This is a genomic window from Microbacterium sp. CFBP 8801, assembly GCF_014839455.1.
In the GTDB taxonomy this organism is placed as follows: Bacteria; Actinomycetota; Actinomycetes; order Actinomycetales; family Microbacteriaceae; genus Microbacterium.
The window spans coordinates 1-20,799 of the sequence record NZ_JACYNU010000003.1 but is presented as its reverse complement, the minus strand read 5'-3'; the positions used below and the strand labels follow the sequence as shown (position 1 = coordinate 20,799).

Annotated in this window: 21 protein-coding genes; 9 read left to right on the top strand and 12 right to left on the bottom strand. The window is 72.8% G+C overall.

Going from position 1 to position 20,799, the window contains the following annotated elements; genetic code table 11:
- Positions 1-50 precede the first annotated feature (50 nt).
- On the top strand, positions 51-680 hold the full coding sequence (gene cofC / locus IFR11_RS04850; RefSeq protein ID WP_244630590.1) for a 2-phospho-L-lactate guanylyltransferase: 630 nt from the start codon (positions 51-53) through the stop codon (positions 678-680).
- Positions 681-866: 186 nt separating this feature from the next.
- On the opposite strand, the gene cofD is transcribed toward cofC, so the two are convergent.
- From cofD to hemQ, 6 genes are all read right to left on the bottom strand, one after another.
- The gene (gene cofD / locus IFR11_RS04845; RefSeq protein ID WP_191915395.1) at positions 867-1,832 is read right to left on the bottom strand and encodes a 2-phospho-L-lactate transferase; all 966 of its coding nucleotides are present in this window, start codon (positions 1,830-1,832) and stop codon (positions 867-869) included.
- Between the two features lie 281 nt (positions 1,833-2,113).
- On the bottom strand, positions 2,114-3,454 hold the full coding sequence (gene hemL / locus IFR11_RS04840; protein WP_191915394.1) for a glutamate-1-semialdehyde 2,1-aminomutase: 1,341 nt from the start codon (positions 3,452-3,454) through the stop codon (positions 2,114-2,116).
- Positions 3,455-3,557: 103 nt separating this feature from the next.
- The gene (hemB, locus tag IFR11_RS04835; RefSeq protein ID WP_055832768.1) at positions 3,558-4,541 is read right to left on the bottom strand and encodes a porphobilinogen synthase; all 984 of its coding nucleotides are present in this window, start codon (positions 4,539-4,541) and stop codon (positions 3,558-3,560) included.
- Positions 4,538-5,353, bottom strand: a complete 816-nt coding sequence (locus tag IFR11_RS04830; RefSeq protein WP_055832767.1) for a uroporphyrinogen-III synthase — start codon at positions 5,351-5,353, stop codon at positions 4,538-4,540. The genes hemB and IFR11_RS04830 overlap by 4 nt, the downstream gene beginning before the upstream one ends.
- Positions 5,350-6,348, bottom strand: a complete 999-nt coding sequence (hemC, locus tag IFR11_RS04825; protein ID WP_191915393.1) for a hydroxymethylbilane synthase — start codon at positions 6,346-6,348, stop codon at positions 5,350-5,352. The genes IFR11_RS04830 and hemC overlap by 4 nt, the downstream gene beginning before the upstream one ends.
- Complete coding sequence (gene hemQ, locus IFR11_RS04820) at positions 6,345-7,016, bottom strand: hydrogen peroxide-dependent heme synthase (protein WP_055832765.1); 672 nt, start codon at positions 7,014-7,016, stop codon at positions 6,345-6,347. The genes hemC and hemQ overlap by 4 nt, the downstream gene beginning before the upstream one ends.
- Before the next feature lie 140 nt (positions 7,017-7,156).
- Between hemQ and IFR11_RS04815 the strand changes: the two genes are divergently transcribed.
- A complete protein-coding gene (locus IFR11_RS04815) occupies positions 7,157-7,945 on the top strand; it encodes a bestrophin-like domain (RefSeq protein WP_055832764.1) in 789 nt (262 codons plus the stop codon).
- 85 nt (positions 7,946-8,030) lie between these two features.
- Here IFR11_RS04815 and IFR11_RS04810 read toward each other — a convergent pair whose 3' ends face one another.
- The 5 genes from IFR11_RS04810 to hemE form a co-directional block, all read right to left on the bottom strand.
- Positions 8,031-8,309 carry a hypothetical protein gene (locus tag IFR11_RS04810; RefSeq protein ID WP_055832763.1) on the bottom strand — a complete coding sequence of 93 codons (279 nt, stop codon included), beginning with the start codon at positions 8,307-8,309 and terminating at the stop codon, positions 8,031-8,033.
- Positions 8,299-8,709, bottom strand: a complete 411-nt coding sequence (locus tag IFR11_RS04805; RefSeq protein WP_055832762.1) for a phage holin family protein — start codon at positions 8,707-8,709, stop codon at positions 8,299-8,301. The genes IFR11_RS04810 and IFR11_RS04805 overlap by 11 nt, the downstream gene beginning before the upstream one ends.
- Positions 8,710-8,712: 3 nt before the next feature.
- A complete protein-coding gene (locus tag IFR11_RS04800; protein ID WP_055832761.1) occupies positions 8,713-9,114 on the bottom strand; it encodes a hypothetical protein in 402 nt (133 codons plus the stop codon).
- A gap of 111 nt (positions 9,115-9,225) precedes the next feature.
- Positions 9,226-10,737, bottom strand: coding sequence for a protoporphyrinogen oxidase (gene hemG, locus IFR11_RS04795; RefSeq protein ID WP_191915392.1), 1,512 nt, complete (start codon positions 10,735-10,737; stop codon positions 9,226-9,228).
- Entirely contained in the window at positions 10,734-11,771 is a 1,038-nt protein-coding gene (gene hemE / locus IFR11_RS04790) for a uroporphyrinogen decarboxylase (protein WP_082516427.1), read from the bottom strand. The genes hemG and hemE overlap by 4 nt, the downstream gene beginning before the upstream one ends.
- A 100-nt stretch (positions 11,772-11,871) precedes the next feature.
- Here hemE and IFR11_RS04785 point away from each other — a divergent pair, with 100 nt between their 5' ends.
- From IFR11_RS04785 to IFR11_RS04755, 7 genes are all read left to right on the top strand, one after another.
- Entirely contained in the window at positions 11,872-13,215 is a 1,344-nt protein-coding gene (locus tag IFR11_RS04785; RefSeq protein WP_055833213.1) for a glutamyl-tRNA reductase, read from the top strand.
- Positions 13,216-13,267: 52 nt separating this feature from the next.
- A complete protein-coding gene (locus IFR11_RS04780; RefSeq protein ID WP_055832758.1) occupies positions 13,268-13,549 on the top strand; it encodes a hypothetical protein in 282 nt (93 codons plus the stop codon).
- Between the two features lie 94 nt (positions 13,550-13,643).
- Complete coding sequence (locus IFR11_RS04775; RefSeq protein ID WP_191915391.1) at positions 13,644-14,219, top strand: HhH-GPD-type base excision DNA repair protein; 576 nt, start codon at positions 13,644-13,646, stop codon at positions 14,217-14,219.
- A gap of 204 nt (positions 14,220-14,423) precedes the next feature.
- Complete coding sequence (locus tag IFR11_RS04770; RefSeq protein ID WP_191915390.1) at positions 14,424-15,149, top strand: hypothetical protein; 726 nt, start codon at positions 14,424-14,426, stop codon at positions 15,147-15,149.
- A gap of 2 nt (positions 15,150-15,151) precedes the next feature.
- On the top strand, positions 15,152-15,475 hold the full coding sequence (locus IFR11_RS04765) for a hypothetical protein (protein WP_206755294.1): 324 nt from the start codon (positions 15,152-15,154) through the stop codon (positions 15,473-15,475).
- 41 nt (positions 15,476-15,516) lie between these two features.
- Entirely contained in the window at positions 15,517-16,230 is a 714-nt protein-coding gene (locus IFR11_RS04760) for a hypothetical protein (RefSeq protein ID WP_191915388.1), read from the top strand.
- A complete protein-coding gene (locus tag IFR11_RS04755; RefSeq protein WP_191915387.1) occupies positions 16,227-16,676 on the top strand; it encodes a hypothetical protein in 450 nt (149 codons plus the stop codon). Before IFR11_RS04760 ends, IFR11_RS04755 begins: the two co-directional genes overlap by 4 nt.
- A 46-nt stretch (positions 16,677-16,722) precedes the next feature.
- Here the strand turns inward: IFR11_RS04755 and IFR11_RS04750 are convergent, their stop codons facing one another.
- Positions 16,723-20,619 (bottom strand): SCO7613 C-terminal domain-containing membrane protein, encoded by a 3,897-nt coding sequence (locus IFR11_RS04750; protein WP_191915386.1) that lies wholly within the window; start codon positions 20,617-20,619, stop codon positions 16,723-16,725.
- Positions 20,620-20,799: the final 180 nt, after the last annotated feature.

Below are 20,799 nucleotides of genomic sequence, written 5' to 3'. Positions count from 1 at the left end.
ACCCCCAGCCAGATATCTCAGGAGTTCGGCACACAATGGAGGCGATGAACATGCCTGACGTCCCCGCCTGGACGATCATCGTGCCGGTCAAACCCGCCGCGGTGGGCAAGACGCGCCTGACCGACGTCGGCGTCGACCGCGAGGCGCTCGCGCGCGCCATCGCGCCCGACACCGTGACCGCGGCAGCCGCGGCGGCCGGGGTCGCCCGCGTCATCGTCGTGACCGACGACGCGGGGGTGCGCGCCGAGCTCCGCCGCGCCCGCAAGGTCGAGATCGTGCCCGAGGGAGACACCCGCGGTCTCGACGCCGCGATCGCCCTCGGCGCGGCCGCGGCCGGGGTCGCCACCGCGCGCGCCGCCCTGCTCGGCGATCTGCCGGCCCTGCGTCCCGCCGATCTCGACGCGGCCCTCGAGCTCGCGGCATCCGTCGAGCGGGGAGTGGTTCCGGATGCCGAGACTACCGGCTCCACCCTCGTCACCGCCCGAGCGGGGGCGGTGTGGGTCTCGGCGTTCGGCGAGGACTCCGCCGCCCGTCACCGCCTGCTCGGGTGCACCGACCTGGCCGTCGAGCGTGCGTCGTCGCTCCGCCGCGACGTCGACACGGCCGAACAGCTCTCGCAGGCGGTCGCGCTGGGCGTGGGCCCGCGCACGTCGGCCGTGTTGGCGTCGGCGGCGGCCTGACCGCTCGCCCGCGCGGCCGCTCGCCCGCCCAGGCCCCGCGCCCACGCCCCGCGCGCAGCGCTCGCGCGCGGCGCCCACCGCGAATGGCGGCTCAGGCCGCAGCGCCCACCGGCGAAGCGCATGCCCCGCGCAGAGCCCACCGGCGAAGCGCAAGTCCGCACACAGAGCGCACCCGCGAACGGCGGCTCAGGCGCGCAGCGCCGCCTCGGCGATCGCGGCCGAGGTCGTCTCGTCGCGCATCCACAGCGGCGCGACCACCGTGCGGATCCCCGCCGCCTCGACCTCGGGCGCGGCGGCGGCGTCTTCTTCCGCCAGCAGCCATGCATCGAGCACACCGCCGGCCGACCGTGCCGCGTAGTGCCGCGCGACGGCCGATGCCGAGGTCTCGACGCCGATCGCGGTGAGGCAGACATCCGCCATGCCGCGCACGACCCGCCCGGCGATGATCGGCGAGACGCCCACCACCCGCGCCGACGTCGCCCGCAGGGCCTCGCGCATTCCGGGGACCGCGAGGATCGGACCGATCGACACCACCGGATTCGACGGCGCCAGCAGCACCACGTCGGCCTGGGCGATGGCATCCACGACCCCGGGGGCGGGCACGGCGCCGGCGATCCCGGGATTCTCGAAGGCGCGTGGAGTCAGCGTGGCGCGGTGCCGCGTCCACCACTCCTGGAAGTGCAGCCGCCCCCCGTCCTCGAGCAGCACGTGCGTGTCGACCTCGGTGTCGGTCATGGGCAGCAGCCGCACGCCGAGCGGCCAGCGCTGCGCCATGCGGGCCAGCACCTCGGTGGGGGTGAGGCCGTCACGGAGCCAGCCGGTGCGGGCGAGGTGGGTGCCCAGGTCGAGGTCGCCGAGCGTGAACCACGGCCAGCCCGCCCCCCAGGCCTGAAGCTCTTCGTTGACCCGCTCCGTGTCGCCCGCGCGTCCCCACCCGCGCTCGGTGTCGTTGACCCCGGCGAGGGCGTAGGTGAGGGAGTCGACGTCGGGCTGCAGGCGCACACCCGACAGCCACAGGTCGTCGCCCGTGTTGACGACGACGGTCGCGTCGGGGGCGCCGAGGCGCCGCAGCGCCGCGCGGACGCCGAGCGTGAACTTCGACCCTCCGACTCCACCGGCGAGGACGACGACACGGGGCTGGGGAGAAGTCATGCGTCCAGTCTTCCATCGGGCCCGGGGACGAGCCCGTCGTCGAGCTCAGCTCGGTCGGGCGCCGCCCCCTCCGCGGGGGCAGGGCTGCCAGGTGGCGCGCCGACGCCGCGGGGCCATCGACGTGGGCCACCACGCCGCGAGTCGCGAGAGGAACGCCGAGAAAGAGGGCGGGGCGGCGTGGGCGGGGAGCATGATCCCAGCCTCGTCGCCCGGGTCCGCCCGCACATCATCACGAAGGACGAAACCGCTCCCTCGCGAGGATGACCCCGGCGCGGCCGCCGTTACTGGGCGAGCAGCGTCGGGTCCAGGGCCTCCGCCGCCGCCTTCGCCGCGCCCGGCAGGGCGTCGACCACGTGCGCGAGGGCGTCGTCGTCGTGCGCCGCGGTGAGGAACCACGCCTCGAACACGCTCGGGGGCAGCGAGATGCCGGCATCCAGCATCGAGTGGAAGAACGCGGCGTACCGCCACGACTGCTGGGTGAGCGCCGTGGCGTAGTCGAGGGGGATCTCGGGCAGGAACGCGACCCCGAACAGCGAGCCCGCGCGCGGGATCGCGTGCACGACCCCCTCGGCGCTCAGGGCGGCGTCGAGCGCGTCGGCGACCCGCTCGGCCGCGGCGTCGACGGTCGCGTAGACCTCGGGCGTCGCGAGGCGCAGCGTCGCCAGGCCCGCGGCGACCGACAACGGGTTCCCCGACAGCGTGCCCGCCTGGTACACCGGGCCGAGGGGCGCGAGGTGGTCCATGATCTCGGCGCGACCGGCCAGGGCGGCCAGCGGCATACCTCCGCCGACGACCTTGCCGTAGGTGAGGATGTCGGGCAGGTACGTCTCGCCTCGCGAGGCCTGGAGCCCCCAGAAGCCGGCGGGGTGCACGCGGAAGCCCGTGAGCACCTCGTCCATGATGAGCAGCGAGCCGTGGCTGTGCGCGATCTCGGCGAGCGCGGCGTTGTAGCCCGGCAGCGGCGGCACGACGCCCATGTTGGCCGAGGCCGCCTCGACGATGATCGCGGCGATGTTCTCGCCGTGCACCGCGAACACCTCGCGCACCGCGTCGAGGTCGTTGTAGGGCAGCACGAGCGTCTGTGCGGCGATGGGCGCGGGAACGCCGGCCGAGCCGGGCAGGGCGAGCGTGGCGACCCCCGATCCGGCGGCCGCCAGCAGCCCGTCGGAGTGACCGTGGTAGTGCCCGGCGAACTTGATGAGCAGGTCGCGGCCGGTGACTCCGCGCGCCAGTCGGATGGCGGTCATGGTCGCCTCGGTGCCGGTCGAGACCAGGCGTACCTTCTCGATCGGTGCCAGATCGCCGACCTGCACGCGGTGGGCGATCAGGTCGGCCAACTCGACCTCGGCCCCCGTCGGCGCGCCGAAGGACAGACCCCGGGATGCCGCCGCCCGAACCGCCTCGACCACCTCGGGGTGCGCGTGGCCGAGAAGGGCCGGACCCCACGAGGCGACGAGATCGACGTACTCGCGCCCCGTGGCATCCGTGATGCGGGGCCCCGACGCCGACTGCATGAACCGCGGCGTTCCGCCGACGGACCCGTAGGCGCGAACGGGTGAGTTCACCCCGCCCGGGATGACGTCTTTGGCGCGGGCGAACCACTGGTCGTTGAGATCGGTCATGCGTCAATTCTCCCGGGTGCACGCGCGTGAGTCGCCGAGATCTGTCGCTTCCGCGGACAGCGAAGCGACAAATCGTGGCGACTCACGCAAAAAGAAGGGGGGCTCAGAGCTCGGCGCGCAGCCAGCGGGCCGCCTCGACGGCCCAGTAGGTGAGGATCGCGTCGGCGCCGGCGCGGCGGATGCCGAGCAGGCTCTCGAGGATGGCACCGCGGCGGTCGATCCAGCCGTGCGCCGCGGCGGCCTCGACCATCGCGTACTCGCCCGACACTTGGTAGGCCCACACCGGCACGTCGACCGAGGCCTTCACGTCGGCGAGCACGTCGAGGTACGGCAGTGCGGGCTTGACCATGACCACATCGGCGCCCTCTTCGACGTCGAGCAACGCCTCGCGCACGCCCTCACGCCCGTTGCCGGGGTCGAGCTGGTACGAACGGCGGTCGCCCTTCAGCTGCGAGTCGACCGCCTCGCGGAAGGGTCCGTAGAAGGCTCCGGCGTACTTGGCCGAGTAGGCGAGGATGAGCGTGTCGGTGAAGCCCTCGGCATCCAGCGCCTCGCGCACCGCGCCGACCTGGCCGTCCATCATTCCCGACAGGCCCAGCATCGCCGAGCCCGCCCGCGCCTGTGCGAGACCCATGGCCGTGTACCGCTCGAGGGTCGCGTCGTTGTCGACGGCACCGTCGTCGCGGAGCACACCGCAGTGCCCGTGGTCGGTGAACTCGTCGAGGCACAGGTCGGTCTGCACGACCAGCGCGTCGCCCACCTCGGCCACGACGGCCTCGGTCGCGACGTTCAGGATGCCGCGGGGGTCGTCGGCTCCCGAGCCCACGGCGTCGCGCGTCTCGGGGACGCCGAACAGCATGACGCCGCCGATGCGCTGCTCGGCCGCCTCGGCCGCGGCGCGGCGAAGCGAATCGAGCGAGTGCTGCACGATGCCGGGCATCGAGCCGATCGGACTCGGCTCGGTGATGCCCTCGCGCACGAACATGGGCAGCACGAGCTGCGACGGCACGAGGTGCGTCTCTCGCGCGAGACGACGGACGGCGGGGGTGCGACGCAGGCGCCGCGGGCGGTGCTCGGGAAAGCTCATGAGGTCGATTCGTCGGGGGCGAGGGTGAAGCGGGCGACGGCCTCGATCAGCGACTCGACCGTCTGCGTGTCGGCCACGACGTCGACGCTGAGACCGGCGCGCTTGGCGTCCTTCGCGGTGCGCGGGCCGATCGCGGCGATGACGGTGGATGCCGGGATCTCGGGGAACTGATCGACCACCTGCTCCGCGACCGAACCGCTGGTGACGAGGATGGCGTTGATGCGACCGGAGTGCACGTCGCCGGCGATCTTGTCGGACACCGGCACACCGACGGTGCGATACGCGACCACGCTGCGCACGTCGTGCCCCGCCTCGATCAGCAGGCGCGTGAGCACGGGCTTGGCGATCTCGCTGCGCAGGGTCAGCACCTTGCGCGGCTCGGACTCGAGGTCGATCATCTGCTCGGCCATGCCCTGGGCCGAGTTGTCGCGCTCGGGAACGAGGTCGACGTGGTAGCCCACGGCCTGCATCGCCGCGGCCGTGGTCTCGCCGACGACGGCGACCTTGGTGCCGGCGGGGATGACGGCCTTGTAGGCGTAGAGGACGTCGACGGTGGTGGCGCTGGTGAGCGTCAGCCAGTCGAACACCCCGTCGGCCAGCTCGGCGAGCGCCTGCTCGAGGGTGGCCTGGTCGTTCGTGGGCGCGAAGTTGATCAGCGGTGCGATGACGGGAACGGCCCCGCGCTGACGCAGACTCGCCGCGACGCCATCGCCCCAGGGACCACCGCGCGGTACGAGGACGCGCCGGCCCGCGAGGGGCTTGGGCGTGCTGCCCGTCGTGGGGTGCGGCGTGTGCCGGTGGCCTTCATTCATGTGGTCGACTCTCGTGGTACCAGGTCGGCCGCCCCACGTTCGAGCAACCGACGCGCGGCTTCTCGGCCCGCTCGCGTCGCTCGCGCGATCGGACCCCCGTCGTCGGCAGCATCCGCTCCATTGCCGCTGCCCGTTTCCCCACCATACCCCGGTGCGAGACGCACAGTTCGGTCTATGCCGATCCTTCGTGCACCGTCGAGCGCGTAGACCACCGCGCGCAGCCGCAGGTCCCCGTCGGCGAGGGCGGCGTGCGTGCCGACGGGAGCACTGCACCCCGCGTCCAGCGCCGAGAGCACGGTGCGCTCCGCGGTGATCGCGACGCGGGTGTCCTCGTCGTCGAGCTGCACGAGCGCGGCCAGGATGTCGGGATCGATGTCGTCGCGCGTCTCGATGGCGAGCGAGCCCTGCCCCGGGGCCGTCGGCCACTCCGCGAGCCCGAGCGCCTCGGCGTGCAGCCCGCCCAGGTCGCCCCCGAGGCGCGAGATGCCCGCGGCGGCGAGGATGACGGCATCCAGTTCCCCATCGCGCACGCGCCCCAGACGCGAGTCGACGTTGCCGCGGATGTCGCGGATGTCGAGACGGGGGTTGTGCCGCCGGGCCTGGGCGATGCGGCGGGGCGAACCGGTCCCCACCCGCGCGCCCGCGGCCAGCGAGCCGAGGGGCGCGCCGTCGCGGGTCACGACCACATCGCGCGCGTCTTCGCGCGGGGGCGTGGCGGCGATGACGAGCCCCTCGGGCTGCGCCGTCGGGAGGTCTTTGAGCGAGTGGACGAGGAAGTCGCAGCGGTCGGCGGCGAGAGCCTCGCGCAGACCGTTCGCGAAGACGCCGCGCCCGCCCAGCTGAGACAGCGAGGCGCGGTTGACGTCGCCCTCCGACACGATGGGCACGAGTTCGACGGGGCGACCGGATGCCGCGGCCACGGCATCGGCGACCATCTGCGACTGCGCCATCGCCAGCGTGCTGCGACGAGTCCCCAGCCGCAGGGGCGCGCTCACTGCAGGATCTCGGGGATCTCGTCGAGCGCGACCAGACGGCCGGTGTAGAACGGCACCTCCTCGCGGACGTGGCGACGAGCCTCGGTGTAGCGGAGGTCGCGCATCATGTCGACGAGGTCGGTGAGCACGTCGGCCTCCATCGGCAGGAGCCACTCGTAGTCGCCGAGGGCGAACGAGGCCACCGTGTTGGCGATGACGCCGCGGTACTGCGACCCCTTCTTGCCGTGCTCGATGAGCATCTCGCGGCGCTCCTCCTCGGGGAGGAGGTACCACTCGTAGCTGCGCACGAAGGGGTACAGGCAGAGCCACTGCTGCGCCTCGATGCCGCGGAGGAAGCCGGGGACGTGCGAGCGGTTGAACTCCGCGTCGCGGTGCACGCCCATGGCGTTCCAGGTGGGGAGGAGGTTCTTCAGCAGCTCCGTGCGGCGCAGGCGCCGCAGGTCGCGCTGAAGGGCCTGGGGGTCTTCGCCGTGGAGCCAGACCATGAGGTCGGCGTCGGCGCGGAGGCCGCTGACGTCGTAGAAACCGCGGACGGTGACGCCGTCGGCCTCGACGAGCGAGACGAGGTCGGCGAGCTCGGTCGCCTCGGTGGCGGTGACCGGGTTCTCGGGATCGCGGCGGAAGACCGCCCACAGCGTGTACACGGAGGAGGAGCTGTCGTGGGACATGCCTCCAGTTTCGTCCCGTCGGGGCGGGGGGCCAAACCGGTTGACTCGCCGCCGAAGCACACTCTTGCGTGCACGCGTCGACGCGCATTGATAATGTGCGTCGACGGCGTCGGGGGACGCCGCCCGCGAAAGGGTGCCCGATGTGGCTGTACGACCTCCCCATGGCTGTGGGGTTGCCGATGTTCATCCTGCTCGTGGTGGGAGGCTCGTGCGGAATCCTGCTGGTGCTGCGCAAGTGGGTCTTCAGAGTCGCCCCGCAGGGTGACGAGTGGGACCGCGTGCTCAGCTACGCGGTCGGCGCCTACGGCGTCTTCTACGGCGTGACGCTCGCCCTGATCGCGGCCGCCGCGTACGGCAACTTCACCGAGGTCGACGGCGTCGTGCTCGATGAGTCGTCGTCATTGGCCACGCTGTACCGCAGCGCCACGCTGCTGCCCGAGCCGCAGGCCGACGAGCTGCAGGAGCAGATCGTGCAGTACACGCGCAACGTCATCGACGAGGACTGGCCGATGCAGCGGCACCTGGAGATCCCGATGGAGACGGATGCCAACATCACCGCCATGCAGAGCGCCATCGAGGCCGTGGAGCCGACCTCGGCGGTCGAGGTGGTCTACGTGCAAGAGGCCCTCGAGCAGTTCCAGCAGTTGGTGCACGACCGGCGCGACCGCATCGCGCTGACCCACCTGGCCCTTCCGAGCGTGCTGTGGATCGTGCTCGGGGTGGGCGCGGTGCTCAACGCCATCCTCATCGGGCTGATCGAGGTGCGGAACCTGCGCGTGCACCTGCTGATGTCGGGGATGCTGGCGCTGTTCGTCGCCCTGCTGCTGTACGCCATCGCCGGGTTCGACCACGCGTACGCCGGTCCGATCGCGGTGACGCCGGAGTACTTCCAGGATCTTCTGGACGGGTTGTTCGCGAACGAGCCGTAGACGGACTCGGATCGGCGCTCGGGCCGGTCATCCTGCGAACGACGAAGCGGCCCGCCCCGACGGGGACGGGCCGCTTCGATGAGTGTCAGCGCGTGTAGGCGCGGACGATGCTCCAGACGGCCAGGCCGACGAGGCTCGCGACCCCCGCGACGACGGCGGCAGCCGCGGCGGGATTGCGCTGCGCGCTCTCGCGCACCTCACGGACCTTGTCGTCGACGGCCTCGCTCGCGCGGCGCGGGATGTTCGCCTTGTCTTCGAGGGCGGCCAGGGCGGCCTTCAACTCGGCGCGGGCCGACTGGACGGGATCGGTGATCCCCAGTGGCACGGCGGTGCGGGGCACGGGAACGGGACGATCAATACTCATCGCGGGCCTCCTTGACGATGCGGACGTCTTCGGCGATCGCTTCGCCGGGGTTCTCGCGCTTCGACAGCTTCTTGAAGCGCAGGTAACCCAGCAGAGCCAGGATCGCGGTGATGACGATCATCACGCCGAACACGACGATCGCCGAGAGCCAGACCGGCCACCACGACGACAGTCCCGCTATGACGAACGCGAAGAACACCGGCACGGCCCAGAACAGCACGATGAGCGCGCCGACGAACCAGCCGGCGCCGATCCCGGCGTCTTTGGCCGTGCGCTGCGCCCACGCCTTGGCGCCGTTGATCTCGGCGACGACGAGGTTGCGCACGAGCTCGGGGATGTCGCCGACCAGAGTGAACAGGCTGTCGTCGGAACGATCGCGGAATCCGCGAGGAGTGGTCATGCCTCAGCTCCCGGACGAGGTGGAGCCGCTCTTGGACGCGCGCGCACGCGTGGTCGCGGCCTTCTCGGCTTCCTTGGCGTCGTCGACGGAATCCTCGACGACGTCGGCGACCTCGGAGGCCGACTGCTTCGCCGCCCGCGTGGCGCGCTCCGCGCGCTCCTGGGCGGTGCCGGACTGGGTCGCGGCGCCGGTGACCGACTTCGCGCCCTTCCACACCACACCGGGGACGGACTTGAGGGCCGAGACGCCGAACGCCTTGACCTTCTCGACCTGTCCCTGGACGACGGGCTGGTCCCAGACCTTCTCGGCCTGCGTCTTGATCTGCTCGTACCGGTCGCGGCCTGCGCGTGCACCGAGCACGTAGCCCGCCACGAGTCCGACGACGAGTGCTGCTTTGCCCCTCATGGGGTCTCCTCACGCTCGAACGAGTGCTGGTCGACTCTCACAGTAGCCATGTATTCCCATTACGGCATCCACCCTTGACACACGGCGGCGGATGACGAAGAACGGCGCCCGTCAGTGTCGCCAGAGCGCGTCGCTGCGCACACGGTCGGCCTCGTCGCGCGCATCGGGGATCACCTGCGCCAGCCCGGTGCCCGAGATCCAGGCGCCCGTGGCCCCGAGCCCGGCGACGGAGCGGATCGCCCCGCGCGCGGCGGCCGTCTCGGCGGCCCGCCCGATGGTCGCCGCCGGCTGCGACTGCACGTAGCGCACCCGGTGCGCGGCACGCAGGGTCGAGCTCGGCAGCTCGACGCCGAGCAGGGCGGCGGCCTCCGAGAGGGCGAGGGCGGCGGCGGCATCGTCGTCGAGGGCGGAGGTGGCGGGCTCTTCACCCTGTGCTCCGAACGAGACCCGCACGACGTGGACGCCGGGCTCGGTGGCATCCCGTACCCAGTCCCACTTCGCACTCGAGTGGGTGAGCGCTTTGGCGATGTGGCTGCCGGGCACGGTCAGCACGCCGGTGCCGCGCGGCGCGCGATCGAGTTCGGGCGCGTGCACGACGAGGGTGACGACCTCGACCACCGGCGCCACGGGGTCGCCCAGGTCGAGGCCCGGGACGACCGGGGCGAGCAGGGCGCGGGCGGCGCCCTCGGGGAGCGCCACGATCACGGCGTGCGCGTGGAGGGGCTCATCGTCGGCCGAGGTCGCCACGGTCCATTCGCCGCCGCCGCGCGGGTCGAGGCGCTCGGCGGCGACGCCGGTGCGCAGCTCGACCCCGCGCTCGACGAGCTGATCGACGAGGGCGTCGACGAGGCGCGACATGCCGCCCGCGATCCCCTCGACCGCCCCGCCGGGCGCCGCGGTCTTTGACGCGGCACCGCCGGCGACGGGGACATCGGATGCCGGGGCATCGGCGGGCCGCGGAGCCGAACGACGCGCCCGCAGGTCGGCGACGGCGCCGGTGAGCGAACCGACGCGGGTGAGGGCGGCGTTCAGGCCCGGGGCGGCCAGGTCGACGTCGATGTCATCGGGGCGGGCGGAGTACACCCCGCTCGTGACGGGGGCGACGAGGCGGTCGAGCACGCGCGCGCCGAGGCGCGAGCGCACGAGCTTGCCGAGGCTGTGCTGGTGCCCGATGGTGAGCGGGGGCCGCAGGCGGTCGACGTAGGCACGCCACGCTCCCGACCATCCGATGACACGGCGCACGTCGGGCGCCCAGGGATTGTCGGGGATGCCGAGCACCCCGCCCTTCGGCAGCGGGGCCGCCCCGACGCCCGGCACGCCGACCACCCACGCACCGGCCGGATTCGGCGACACGATGTCGTCGGCGAGGCCGAGGTCGTCGAGGAGCTCGCGCACGATGCCTCCGCGGGTCGCGAAGCTCTCGGCCCCCACGTCGAGGGTGATGCCGGCGACCTCGGCGGAACGCACGACACCGCCCACCGCGTCGGACGCCTCGAGCACCGTGACCCGCAGGCCGACCTTGGCGCACTCCCGCGCCGCGACGAGACCTGACACTCCCCCGCCCACGACGACCACGTGCGTCTCGTGCGCGTGACGCGCCAGCCGCTCGAGGGGCTCGCTCACGCGTCTGCGCCGTGCGCGCGGGCGACGATGCGCGTCAGCACCTCGGGATCGGTGTCGGGGGGCACGCCGTGGCCGAGGTTGAGCACGTGCGCGCGGGCCGCGCGGCCGCGGGCCAGCACGTCGTCGACGTGCGCGGCCAGCACCGGCCAGGGCGCGCCGAGCAGTGCCGGGTCGATGTTGCCCTGCAGGGTCACGTCGGGACCGACCAGGGCCGCCGCCTCGTCGAGCGGCATGCGCCAGTCGACGCCGACCGCGTCGGCGAGCCCGCCGAGGCGCATGTCGTCGAGGAAGGCTCCGGTGCCCACGCCGAAGTGGATGCGCGGCACGTCGATGCCCTCGAGCGCCGCGTGCGAGTGCGGGGCGATGAACTCGCGGAACGTGGCCGGCGAGAGCGATCCGGCCCACGAGTCGAACAGCTGCACGGCCTGCGCTCCCCCGTCGATCTGCGCGTCGAGGAAGGCGCGCGAGACTTTCGAGAGCCAGCCGGCCAGGCGGTGCCACGACGCCGGGTCGGCGTGCATCATCCCGCGAGCCCGCAGGTGCTCCTTCGACGGACCGCCCTCGACCAGATAGGCGGCGAGGGTGAAGGGCGCCCCCGCGAAACCGATCAGGGGCACCGCGTCGTCGAGCTCGGCGGTCACCAGGCGCACGGCCTCGCGCACGGGCTCCGCCGCGGAAGCCACTTCGGCCGGGTCGATCGCGGTGATCCGCGCCACGTCGTCGGCCGTGCGCACGGGATCGGCGAACACCGGCCCGCGACCCGGCTCGATGACGACGTCGACACCCGCGAGCCGCAGGGGCACGACGATGTCGCTGAAGAAGATGGCGGCGTCCACGTCGTGGCGGCGGATGGGCTGCAGCGTGATCTCGGCCGCGAGGTGCGGGGTGAGGCACGCGTCGAGCATGCGGGTGCCCACGCGCAGCTCGCGGTACTCGGGCAGGGAGCGCCCCGCCTGTCGCATGAACCACACCGGCTGCCGCTCGGGGCGGTCGCCGCGGAGGGCACGGAGCAGGGGCGCGTCGAGGGAGGCCATGGCATCCATCCTCCCACTGGGCGACGGCCGACCAGGGGGATGCCTCGACGTCGAGCGGCCCACCGGAATACCCCACGGGGCGCGGGCGTAGAATATGAACGTGCTGCTGTGCGTCAGCGCGAGTCATAAGACCGCGTCCTTCGAGCTCCTCGAGCGGCTCAGCGTACCCGCGACCCCGGTCGCGCCTCTCATCGCCGAGCACGACGAGTGCGTTCAGGGCGCCGTCGTGGTGGCGACCTGCAACCGCTTCGAGGCGTACGTCGACATGGACGAGCCCGTCACCGCGGGCGTCGCCCTCGGCATCGAGGCCACCCTCGCCGCCATCGAGACCGCCACCGGCGTTCCGGTCAGCGAACTCGAGGGCTCGTACACCGTGCTGGGCGGAAGCGACGTGGCCGAGCACCTGTTCTCGGTGGCATCCGGCCTCGAATCCGTCGTCGTCGGCGAGGGCGAGATCGCCGGCCAGGTGCGCCGCGCGCTCACCGAGTCCCGCGCCCTCGGCACCACCTCCGCCGAACTCGAGCGTCTGTTCCAGCGGGCCTCCGAAGCGCAGCGCGGCGTGAAGAACTCCACCGCCATCGGCCGCGCCGGCCGCTCGCTCGTGCGCCTGGGCCTCGAGCTCGCCGACAGCCGCATCGCCGACTGGTCGACGCAGCGAGTGCTGCTCGTCGGGACCGGTGCGTACGCCGCGGCCACGGTCGCCGCCCTCCGCGATCAGGGCGCCGCCGACATCTCGGTGCACTCCCCCTCAGGTCGGGCGACCAAGTTCGCGACGAAGCACGGCCTGCGCGCCGTCTCGGCCGAGACGTTCCCGATGGCGGTCGCCCACGCCGACCTCGTCATCACCTGCACCACCAGCGAGCACCACGTCGTCAGCGCCGCGACCTTCGCCGCGGGCCGCACCCGCGCCGAAGCCGCCGTCGAGGCGACCGCCGGCGGATGCCCCGTCGACCACACCGCGCGGCGCCTGGTGATCGACCTGGGCCTGCCCCGCAACGTCGACCCCGACGTCGCGACCGTGCCGGGCGTCGACCTGCTCGACCTCGAGACCATCCGCCTGCACGCCCCGCTCGAAGAACTGCAGGCCACCGACGCCGCGCGCGACCTCGTGCGCGACGCCGCCCGCCGCTTCGTCTCGGTCGGCGAGCGCAAGAACATCACCCCCGCCGTTGTCGCCCTGCGCGCCCACGTGTTCGGCGTGCTCGACGCCGAGGTGGCACGCGTACGCGCCCGCGGCGACGAGGGCGGACAGACCGAGCAGGCGCTCCGCCACCTCGTCGGCGTGCTGCTGCACACCCCCACGACCCGCGCGCACCAGCTGGCCGAGACCGGCCGCGCCGACGAGTACGTCGACGCCCTGTCGGCGCTGTTCGGCATCGAGGTCACCGAGCCCCTCGTCGAGCGCGGCACCGCCCGCCCCGACGGCATCGCCGACGCGGGCTGAGGCACGCAGGCTCGCGCTGAGGCGCGGGCGTCCGTCGGGCAGGATGGATGCCGTGAGCACACCGGCATCCGAGGTCTACGTCGTCGCGGGAGAGGATCGCGCCCGCAACGGGCTGCGGTGGGCGAGCACCGTGGTGCTCGGCCTGTTCGACGCGGGCAGCGTCGCGCCATCGGTGAGCGAGGTCGTGATCCGGCGCGTCGACGGGTCGATCGTGAAACGCCTGCCTCCCGGTGACGTCGACGACTTCACCGCGCAGCTGAACGAGATCACGGCCGACCTCGCGACGATGTCCGCCGTGCCCTTCGCCGAGAAGTGGATCGCCGAGCCGGCGTGAGCGGAGACCGACCGCGAGACCGCCCCCGCTGATACCTCGGGTGCACGATTCCCGGGCCGCACCCCTCGCGCGGGGAACGCGCGAGAATGAACGCATGAGCCTGCGCATCACCGACGACCCGGCCGCGGACGAGCTGCTGTCGAGCAACCCGCTCGCGCTGCTGATCGGCATGCTCCTCGACCAGCAGGTCGCGATGGAGACCGCGTTCGCCGGTCCGCTGAAGATCCAGGAGCGCGTCGGATCGATGGATGCCGCGACCCTCGCCCACGAAGACCCCGACGACTTCGCGGCCACCTTCTCGCAGTCGCCCGCCGTGCACCGCTATCCGGGCTCGATGGCGGGGCGCGTGCAAGCGCTGTGCGCGGCCCTCGAGGAGGACTGGGGCGGCGACGCCGAGAACCTCTGGACACGCGACGATCCCGACGGCGCCACGGTGCTGAAGCGCCTGAAGGCGCTTCCCGGCTTCGGCGAGCAGAAGGCGAAGATCTTCCTCGCCCTGCTCGGCAAGCAGTGCGGCTTCGACGGCGCCGGGTGGCGCGAGGCCTCAGCGCCCTACGGGGAAGACGGATCGTTCCGCTCGGTCGCCGACATCACGAGCCCGGAATCGCTCACCCGGGTGCGCGAGCACAAGCGCGCGGCGAAAGCCGCAGCCAAGGAAGCGAAAGCCTGAGGCTCGCCCGCGGGCGCCGAGGGGCAGCCTGCTGGTCCTCGCGTTCGGCTGGCTGGACGTGCTGATCCCGCTCGGCACATCGCGGACACTCACATGAGGGTTCTCTCATAGGCCTCGCCACCGTGATGTTCACTCACTATCCTGGACCGCTGTAGACATCGGGCGATGGCCGCCCGGGGTGTGCGACGAAAAGGTTGGGGGACCATGTCGGGGGATAACGAGCATCTCTTCGCGCTCCATGACGAGGTGACGCGCAAAGCGGATCAGATGCAGGCCGCGCTGTCCAGCGAACAGTCGACGGTGACGGAGGATCCGCACCACCAGGTTGCCGTGCGCTGGGTCGACGACGGCCCCGAGATCGAGATCGGACAGTTCTGGCGATCTGCGATCGGTCCCGACGAACTCGCCACCGTCATCCTCACGACGGTCGGCACCGCCGCGATCGAACGTCTCTCGGCCTGGACGCAGGCCTTCAGAGCGGACGCACCGACAGTCCCCACCCGTTCCACCCTCGCCGCGACGCAACGCGGAGGAGAGATCGATCGCCTCATCGAAGACGCCGACGGTGACGTCCTCCACCGAAACGTCAACCGTTTCCTCGAGGACTACTCCGAGCGCCTGCGTGCCAGCCTCCAGATCGTGAGAGAACGCGCGTCGAGCGTGACGACGGCGAGCGACCAGGCGGGGCACGTCCGCGTGGTCATCGGACCGGCAGACGACCTGCGCGAACTGGAGTTCGATCGCGAGTGGCTCGCCTCAGCCGACGGCGCAGAGGTGACAACGGCTCTGCGCGCCGCCCTGGCGGCTGCACGCGTGGCGCCGGAAGACTCCACGCCGCACGGGCTCTTCGACGGGACGCCGTTGGACGTGTACGCCACCGAGCTGGCCGATCCGGTCGAGCTCGTTCGCCTGCTGACCAAGGGAGAGTGACCATGGCCGATCCGGACCAGATCGCCGTCGCCGCCGACGCGCTCCAGAACGACGCCGCCGTCTGGGATGAGGTGGGAGAGAAACTCACGACAGCCGCCAACGCCGTCATCGGCCTGCGCTCGAGCGACGCCGTGTTCTGTTGGAAAGGCGACGCGCTCTTCGCGAGCTATGGAACCGTCGTCGACGCGGTGAGCGCCTATCTTCAAGACGGGTCGGCCACCGCGACCGCTGGCGCGACAGAGTTGCGCAACGTCCGGGAGATGTACATCCGAAACGAAGAAGACAACGTGAGCACCACGACCGGTCTCTGGGAAGCGCAGTACTGACACACTTCCCGACACCGTCGGGACAGCGGAAGGATGAACACATGACAACGGTCACCGGCGGCGCGGACACCCCCGAATGGGTCGAACTCGTCCGCGACATCGAGCGGCACCTCGAGGACGCCCGCTCCACGGTCAACGGCATCCTGTCGAACGTCCCGGTCGTCTTTCGCTGGGCAGCCGACGCGGTCCAGGACGCGTGGAACTGGCTGATGGACCGGGCCGACGAATTCTGGCAGGTCATCAGCGACCCCTACCGCCGGCCCGGCAACCGGGTAGAGCTCCGGTTGATGATCGGTCGCTGGCGGACCGAGGCCGCCTCGGAGCTGGCGAACCTCACCCGGCGGATCGATCCCAACACCCTCGCCACCGATGACGAATGGGCGGGCAAAGGCGCCGAGAAGTATCAGCAGGCCGTCGCCGCGCAGCGAACCACGCTGACCGGGTTCGAGTCCGCCATCTCGACGCCGGTGACCGCGTCGCTCGAGAAGCTTGCCGGGGGCCTCGACGTGTTCACCACCCTCATGTACACCACGCTCGGCACCCTGATCGGCGGATTGATCGCCGGCATCGGATGCCTGGCGGGCATCGTGACGGCACCCGCCGCGATCATCGCGATGGTCACGGCGATCGCGGGCGCTCTCGTGCAGATCATCAGCGCCAATGTGCAACTCGACAACGCGGTCAGCGCCGCACAGAGCCAGATCGAGGGCGTCGCTGAGCGCGCGACCGCGTGGCCCGGGTTCGCGAGCCAGTGAGCGATCCGGTGCAGCGGGCGATCACGCGCTCCGCCCTCTGGCGTGGCGTGATCGCCGCGGTTCTCGTTCCGATCACGCTCGTCATCCTGCTCGTGGCGCTCGACGTGTGGCGCGCCTCGGTCGGTGCGGCCTTCCTCGCCCTCCCCGGCAACCTGCTTCTCGCCGTGCTTTTCGCCGTGGTGGCGATTCGGGCGTTCCTCCTGGCCCGTCGAGGTGCGCAGACCGAGCGGGGGGCGTCCACCGATCGCGCGCTCGTGCTCGTCTGCCTGGTCGTCGGCGGCTTCATGCTGGTGCTTCCCGCCCTCACGGCGCTCGGCGCCCCCGGCGGTATCGCCGTGGCGATCTACGCCGTGGCGATCACCGCGGTCCTGGTCGTCCTCTGCCGCTCGAACTGGAGGACCCCCTCTTCCGGGGCTCCGCTCGCCGCCCACGGCCCCGTGATCTGAACCCTCCGGGCGACTGGGGCTACCTGTCGGTCGCCCCGAAGCGCACTCAGCGCAGGGAGCGGATCGCCAGCGCCACCGCCTTCACCTCGCGGATGCGACGCTCGTACGTCGCGGCGACGACGATGAGCAGGACGCCGGCGATACCGAGCCACAGCCACCAGAGACCCGTCGCGCTCTCGTAGAGCGCGGTGATCCCCGGCCACAGCTGGGCGACGGCGTGGACGATGAGCACCACCCCGCCGAGCAGCACGGGGGCCTGCCAGCGCAACCGTGCGCCGATGAGGAGCACCGCGAGAGCGACGACGCCGAGCGCGAGCACGCGCCAGAGGGCGTTGTCGGCGCCGAAGTCGAACAGCAACGAGGGGACGAGAAGCAGCCCGAGACCGATCCCCAGGGCGGGCCAGGTGCGCAGCTCGGGATGCCGATGCAGGGCCCGGATGCCGTGGAAGACGACGGCTGCGGCGAGAGGAGCGGTGGCCGCCTCGACGGGGTCGGCGCTCCCGAGGACCATCGCGGTGAGGGCGAGGACGGTGGACAGGGCGATCACGGCCCAGAACACGATCCGGCCGCGCCACCACAGCCCCAGGGTCAGGACGGCGACAAGCGTCACGACCAGGCGCACAGCGCCCTCCCCCGTCGCCGACAGACGCGCCAGGGTCAGCGCGACCGCGACCGAGGGGGCGGCGAGGGCGAGGACCACCGGTATCCACGAGGCAACGGCTGCGCGGCGCCGGAGCAGCAGCACGGCCACACCCGCCAGCGGGACGGTCGCGAGGAGCATCCAGACGTCGAAGAGCGGTGTGGCGAGTTCGCGCAGGGCGCGGAGCGACGCGGCGACGATCAGCGCCAGTCCCGCGACCGCGATGACGGGCGTCAGGAGCGGGGCGAACACGTGCCGCAGGAGGAGCACCGCCCCCACGAGCACGGCGATCGCCGCGACGGCGACGCCGATCGCCCGGGCCGGCGACGTGTCGGCGAGCACGGCGGAGGGCAGCAGCCCCACGGCCAGCCCCGCCGCGGCGAGCAGCACGAAGGGCGGCGTGATCGGGCGGCGGCGCTCGAGCAGGGCGGCGGCGATCCAGGCCAGGGCGAGCGGGATCGTCATCCACTCGATCGGGCGCACGTCGACTCCCACCCCGGCGACGGCGACCAGACCCGCGCCGCCGAGTCCGGCGATCGACAGAGGGATGCCGAGCAGCGGCGATGCGGATCGGAGAGCGCCGACGCCGAGGGCGCCGAGCACGACGATCGCTCCCACCGTGCGGACGATCGGCCCCCCGTCGGCGGCGACGAGCGCCGTCGAGCCCAGGGCGAGGATCGCGGCCGCCGTCACCGCGGCGATGCGCGCCGATGCCGGCGCCCACGGCGCGGGGCGACGGGTCACTCCCCGCGCGGCCACCCCGATCGCGACCGCCGTGACCATCAAGACGAGATCGGCGAGACCGATGCCCCCGCGACCGGCCGCGTGCCCGAGCTGCGAGACCGTCAGCAGCACGAGGGCGAGCGCTCCCGAGGCACCGACGGCGACGGGCAGCTCGTCGGGAGTGCGCGCGGGGCGCACCCAGGCTCCGGCGACGAGCACCGTGGCCGAGACAGCGCCGACGACGAGAGTGCGGACGGCGTCGTCGGGGGTGGCCAGGGCGCTGGGGGCGAGAGCGACGGTGATTCCCGCGGCGGCGATGACCGCGGGACCGGCCACGGAGCGACCGTCGACGAGACGTCGCGCACGCTCGTGACCGGCGGCCAGAGCGAGGAGCGCAACGCCGACGGGCACCGTGAACGCCTCGACGGCCTCGGTCTGCTGCCAGAACAGCCGGGTCCATAGAGCCAGCGTTCCCAGCAGGAGCGCGAGCCAGACGAGATGACGCCGCGGGCCACGGGAGCGGAAGAGGCCATCGAGGTCGGTCGCCCAGATCATCGCGGTCACCGCGGCGAGCAGGAGGGGGATCCACCGCACGCCCTGCGACGGAGCACCGGCGATCGACAAAGCCACGACGATCGCCGTTCCGGCGTCGAGGAATGCGCGGGTGAGAGCGTCGGCGCGCAGCAGGCGGAGCGCCGCCGCAGCGACCACGAGGGCGATCGCCGCGAGAACGACCACGCGCGCGAGCGGGGCCGCGTCGACGAGACGCAGTGCCGCCCCGGCCGCGCCCGCCACGAGCAGGGGAGACAGGAGGGCCGCGGCCGGCCTCGCCACACGCCATGACCGGTAGGGCGCCGTGAGCACGGCTGCCGACGCCCCCGCCGAAACGGCCGCCGAAGCGAGTATCCAGACGTCGGCCGCCACCCCCGTGCGGAACAAGAGCGCCAGTGGTCCCACGGCAGCGATCACCGCGAGGGCCGAGACGATTCCGGATTGGCGTTGCGCCGCGGTGAGCCCCACCCCGCGGGCGAGCGGGAGCACGAGGACGATCAGGCACAGGGAGGCCATGACGAGCGACGCGATGAAGAGGGAGAACCCCTCGATGACGACATCGGCGCCGATGCGCATCGCCGGGGGCACGAACGGAGCGCTCCCCGACACGAACAGCACGACCGACACCGTGGACGGCACGCGGAGCCCCGGGTGCACGCCCGCGGCGGCCGCGAGGACGGCGGCCACGACGATCGAAGCGAGCCCCCAGGCGAGCGGAGACGCGAACGACAGCAGCCAGCCGATGCCGAGGGCCATCGACCCGGCCACCGCGGCGAGCGCGATGTCGCCGCGCCGGCGCCGGAGGACGATGAGGGCGACGACGGCCAGCACGAGGTACCAGCCGACGACGAGCAGGAGCACCCGCAGCTGGGGCCCGACGAGCAGGGCGACGGTCGCCGCGGCGATGAGCGCGGGCGATCGGCGTTGCGGCCACGACCCCGAGAGGCGCCAGACGACGGCGGCGAGGGCGACGATGGCGGCGAGCGCGATGACGGCGGCGGTGCTCGTGGCATCCGGAGCTGTGGTGTCGACGGCGGACTGCCCGAACGTCGAGATGATCGAGCGCACCGGGGCGCCGAAGGCGGTCAGCGCCCAGAAGAACGGGACGACCGCGGCGACCGCGGTGGCGAGGGCGGCCGCCCCGGCTGCGGTCACGACGGTGGTCCGACCCACGCCGGGGGTGGCGCGGCGCGCAGCGGCGTCGAGACCGAGCGCGAGAGCGGCGGCGATGAGCACGGGAACCGTCGCCGACGGCGCGGCGTCGGCCGTGCGGACGGCGGAGGCGGCGACGCCCACGCCCAGGACGAGCACCGACAGCACGGCCGCGGTGGGGGCGAGACGCGCGGCACCGCGCCGGGCGAGCGAGCGGGCGTGCAGCGCGAGAGCCACCGCGAGGGCGGCCGACAGCAGAGCGGGACTCGCGGTATTCCGCGGGTCGACGAGCAGGGCGGCGGTCACCGCGACGGCCGCCCCGACGGCGGCGAGTCCCCGTACGACGGCGACCTCGACGGCGAGCGACGGCCGCGGGCGGCGGGCGAGGAGCGGGGCGAACGGGGCCGCCAGGGCGACGACGAGGAGCGCGAGGCCCCCGGCGTACCCGCCGAGGGCGGCATCTCGCTCGACAAGGCCGGTGACCAGCACCGCCGGGCCGATGGCGAGCGACACGACCGCGGTCGACAGCGGGGCACGGAGCCGCGAGAGCCGCGCCCACCCGACGAAGGCTCCGCCCGCGACGATCGAGGTGACTCCCCAGAACACGCGGGGCTCGACGTTCATCGCCCCGCCCAGGTCGTTGGCGCGCACGGCCCAGACGTCGAGGGCGACGAAGGCGATGCCGAGCAGAGCGATGCCCTCGGCGGTGGCGCCGAGACCGCGTCGGCGCAGGATCGACGCGGCGGCGATGATCGCGGCGGTCACCAGCCCGATGATGATCGACCGCAGCACGAGGCCACCGCTGATCCACGCGACGGTGAGGAAGAAGGCCGCCGCAACCGCGAGCAGCACCACACCCACCGACAGCAGGAACACCTGAACGCTCGAGCGGCGCGGCTTCGCCGGCGCGGACGGGGCCGGCGGGGACGGGGGCGGCGGGGGCGGGGGCGGCGGGGACGCGGCGGGCGGGGACGCGGCCGGCGCCGCGACGGCGGAGGGCGGACCCGCGACGAACGGCGGGGCCGGGGCGGGGGCGGGCGGCGTCGGCGCCGCGGC

Bases quoted from the DNA above. Each gene is read 5' to 3' on its own strand.
- IFR11_RS04765 (WP_206755294.1), top strand. From the start codon at position 15,152: ATGGCCGATCCGGACCAGATCGCCGTCGCCGCCGACGCGCTCCAGAAC.
- IFR11_RS04805 (WP_055832762.1), bottom strand. From the start codon at position 8,709: ATGACCACTCCTCGCGGATTCCGCGATCGTTCCGACGACAGCCTGTTC.
- IFR11_RS04830 (WP_055832767.1), bottom strand. From the start codon at position 5,353: ATGAATGAAGGCCACCGGCACACGCCGCACCCCACGACGGGCAGCACG.
- hemL (WP_191915394.1), bottom strand. From the start codon at position 3,454: ATGACCGATCTCAACGACCAGTGGTTCGCCCGCGCCAAAGACGTCATC.
- hemB (WP_055832768.1), bottom strand. From the start codon at position 4,541: ATGAGCTTTCCCGAGCACCGCCCGCGGCGCCTGCGTCGCACCCCCGCC.
- hemE (WP_082516427.1), bottom strand. From the start codon at position 11,771: ATGGCCTCCCTCGACGCGCCCCTGCTCCGTGCCCTCCGCGGCGACCGC.
- IFR11_RS04800 (WP_055832761.1), bottom strand. From the start codon at position 9,114: ATGAGGGGCAAAGCAGCACTCGTCGTCGGACTCGTGGCGGGCTACGTG.
- cofD (WP_191915395.1), bottom strand. From the start codon at position 1,832: ATGACTTCTCCCCAGCCCCGTGTCGTCGTCCTCGCCGGTGGAGTCGGA.
- IFR11_RS04810 (WP_055832763.1), bottom strand. From the start codon at position 8,309: ATGAGTATTGATCGTCCCGTTCCCGTGCCCCGCACCGCCGTGCCACTG.
- IFR11_RS04775 (WP_191915391.1), top strand. From the start codon at position 13,644: ATGAGCCTGCGCATCACCGACGACCCGGCCGCGGACGAGCTGCTGTCG.
- IFR11_RS04770 (WP_191915390.1), top strand. From the start codon at position 14,424: ATGTCGGGGGATAACGAGCATCTCTTCGCGCTCCATGACGAGGTGACG.
- hemQ (WP_055832765.1), bottom strand. From the start codon at position 7,016: ATGTCCCACGACAGCTCCTCCTCCGTGTACACGCTGTGGGCGGTCTTC.
- IFR11_RS04815 (WP_055832764.1), top strand. From the start codon at position 7,157: ATGTGGCTGTACGACCTCCCCATGGCTGTGGGGTTGCCGATGTTCATC.
- IFR11_RS04760 (WP_191915388.1), top strand. From the start codon at position 15,517: ATGACAACGGTCACCGGCGGCGCGGACACCCCCGAATGGGTCGAACTC.
- cofC (WP_244630590.1), top strand. From the start codon at position 51: ATGCCTGACGTCCCCGCCTGGACGATCATCGTGCCGGTCAAACCCGCC.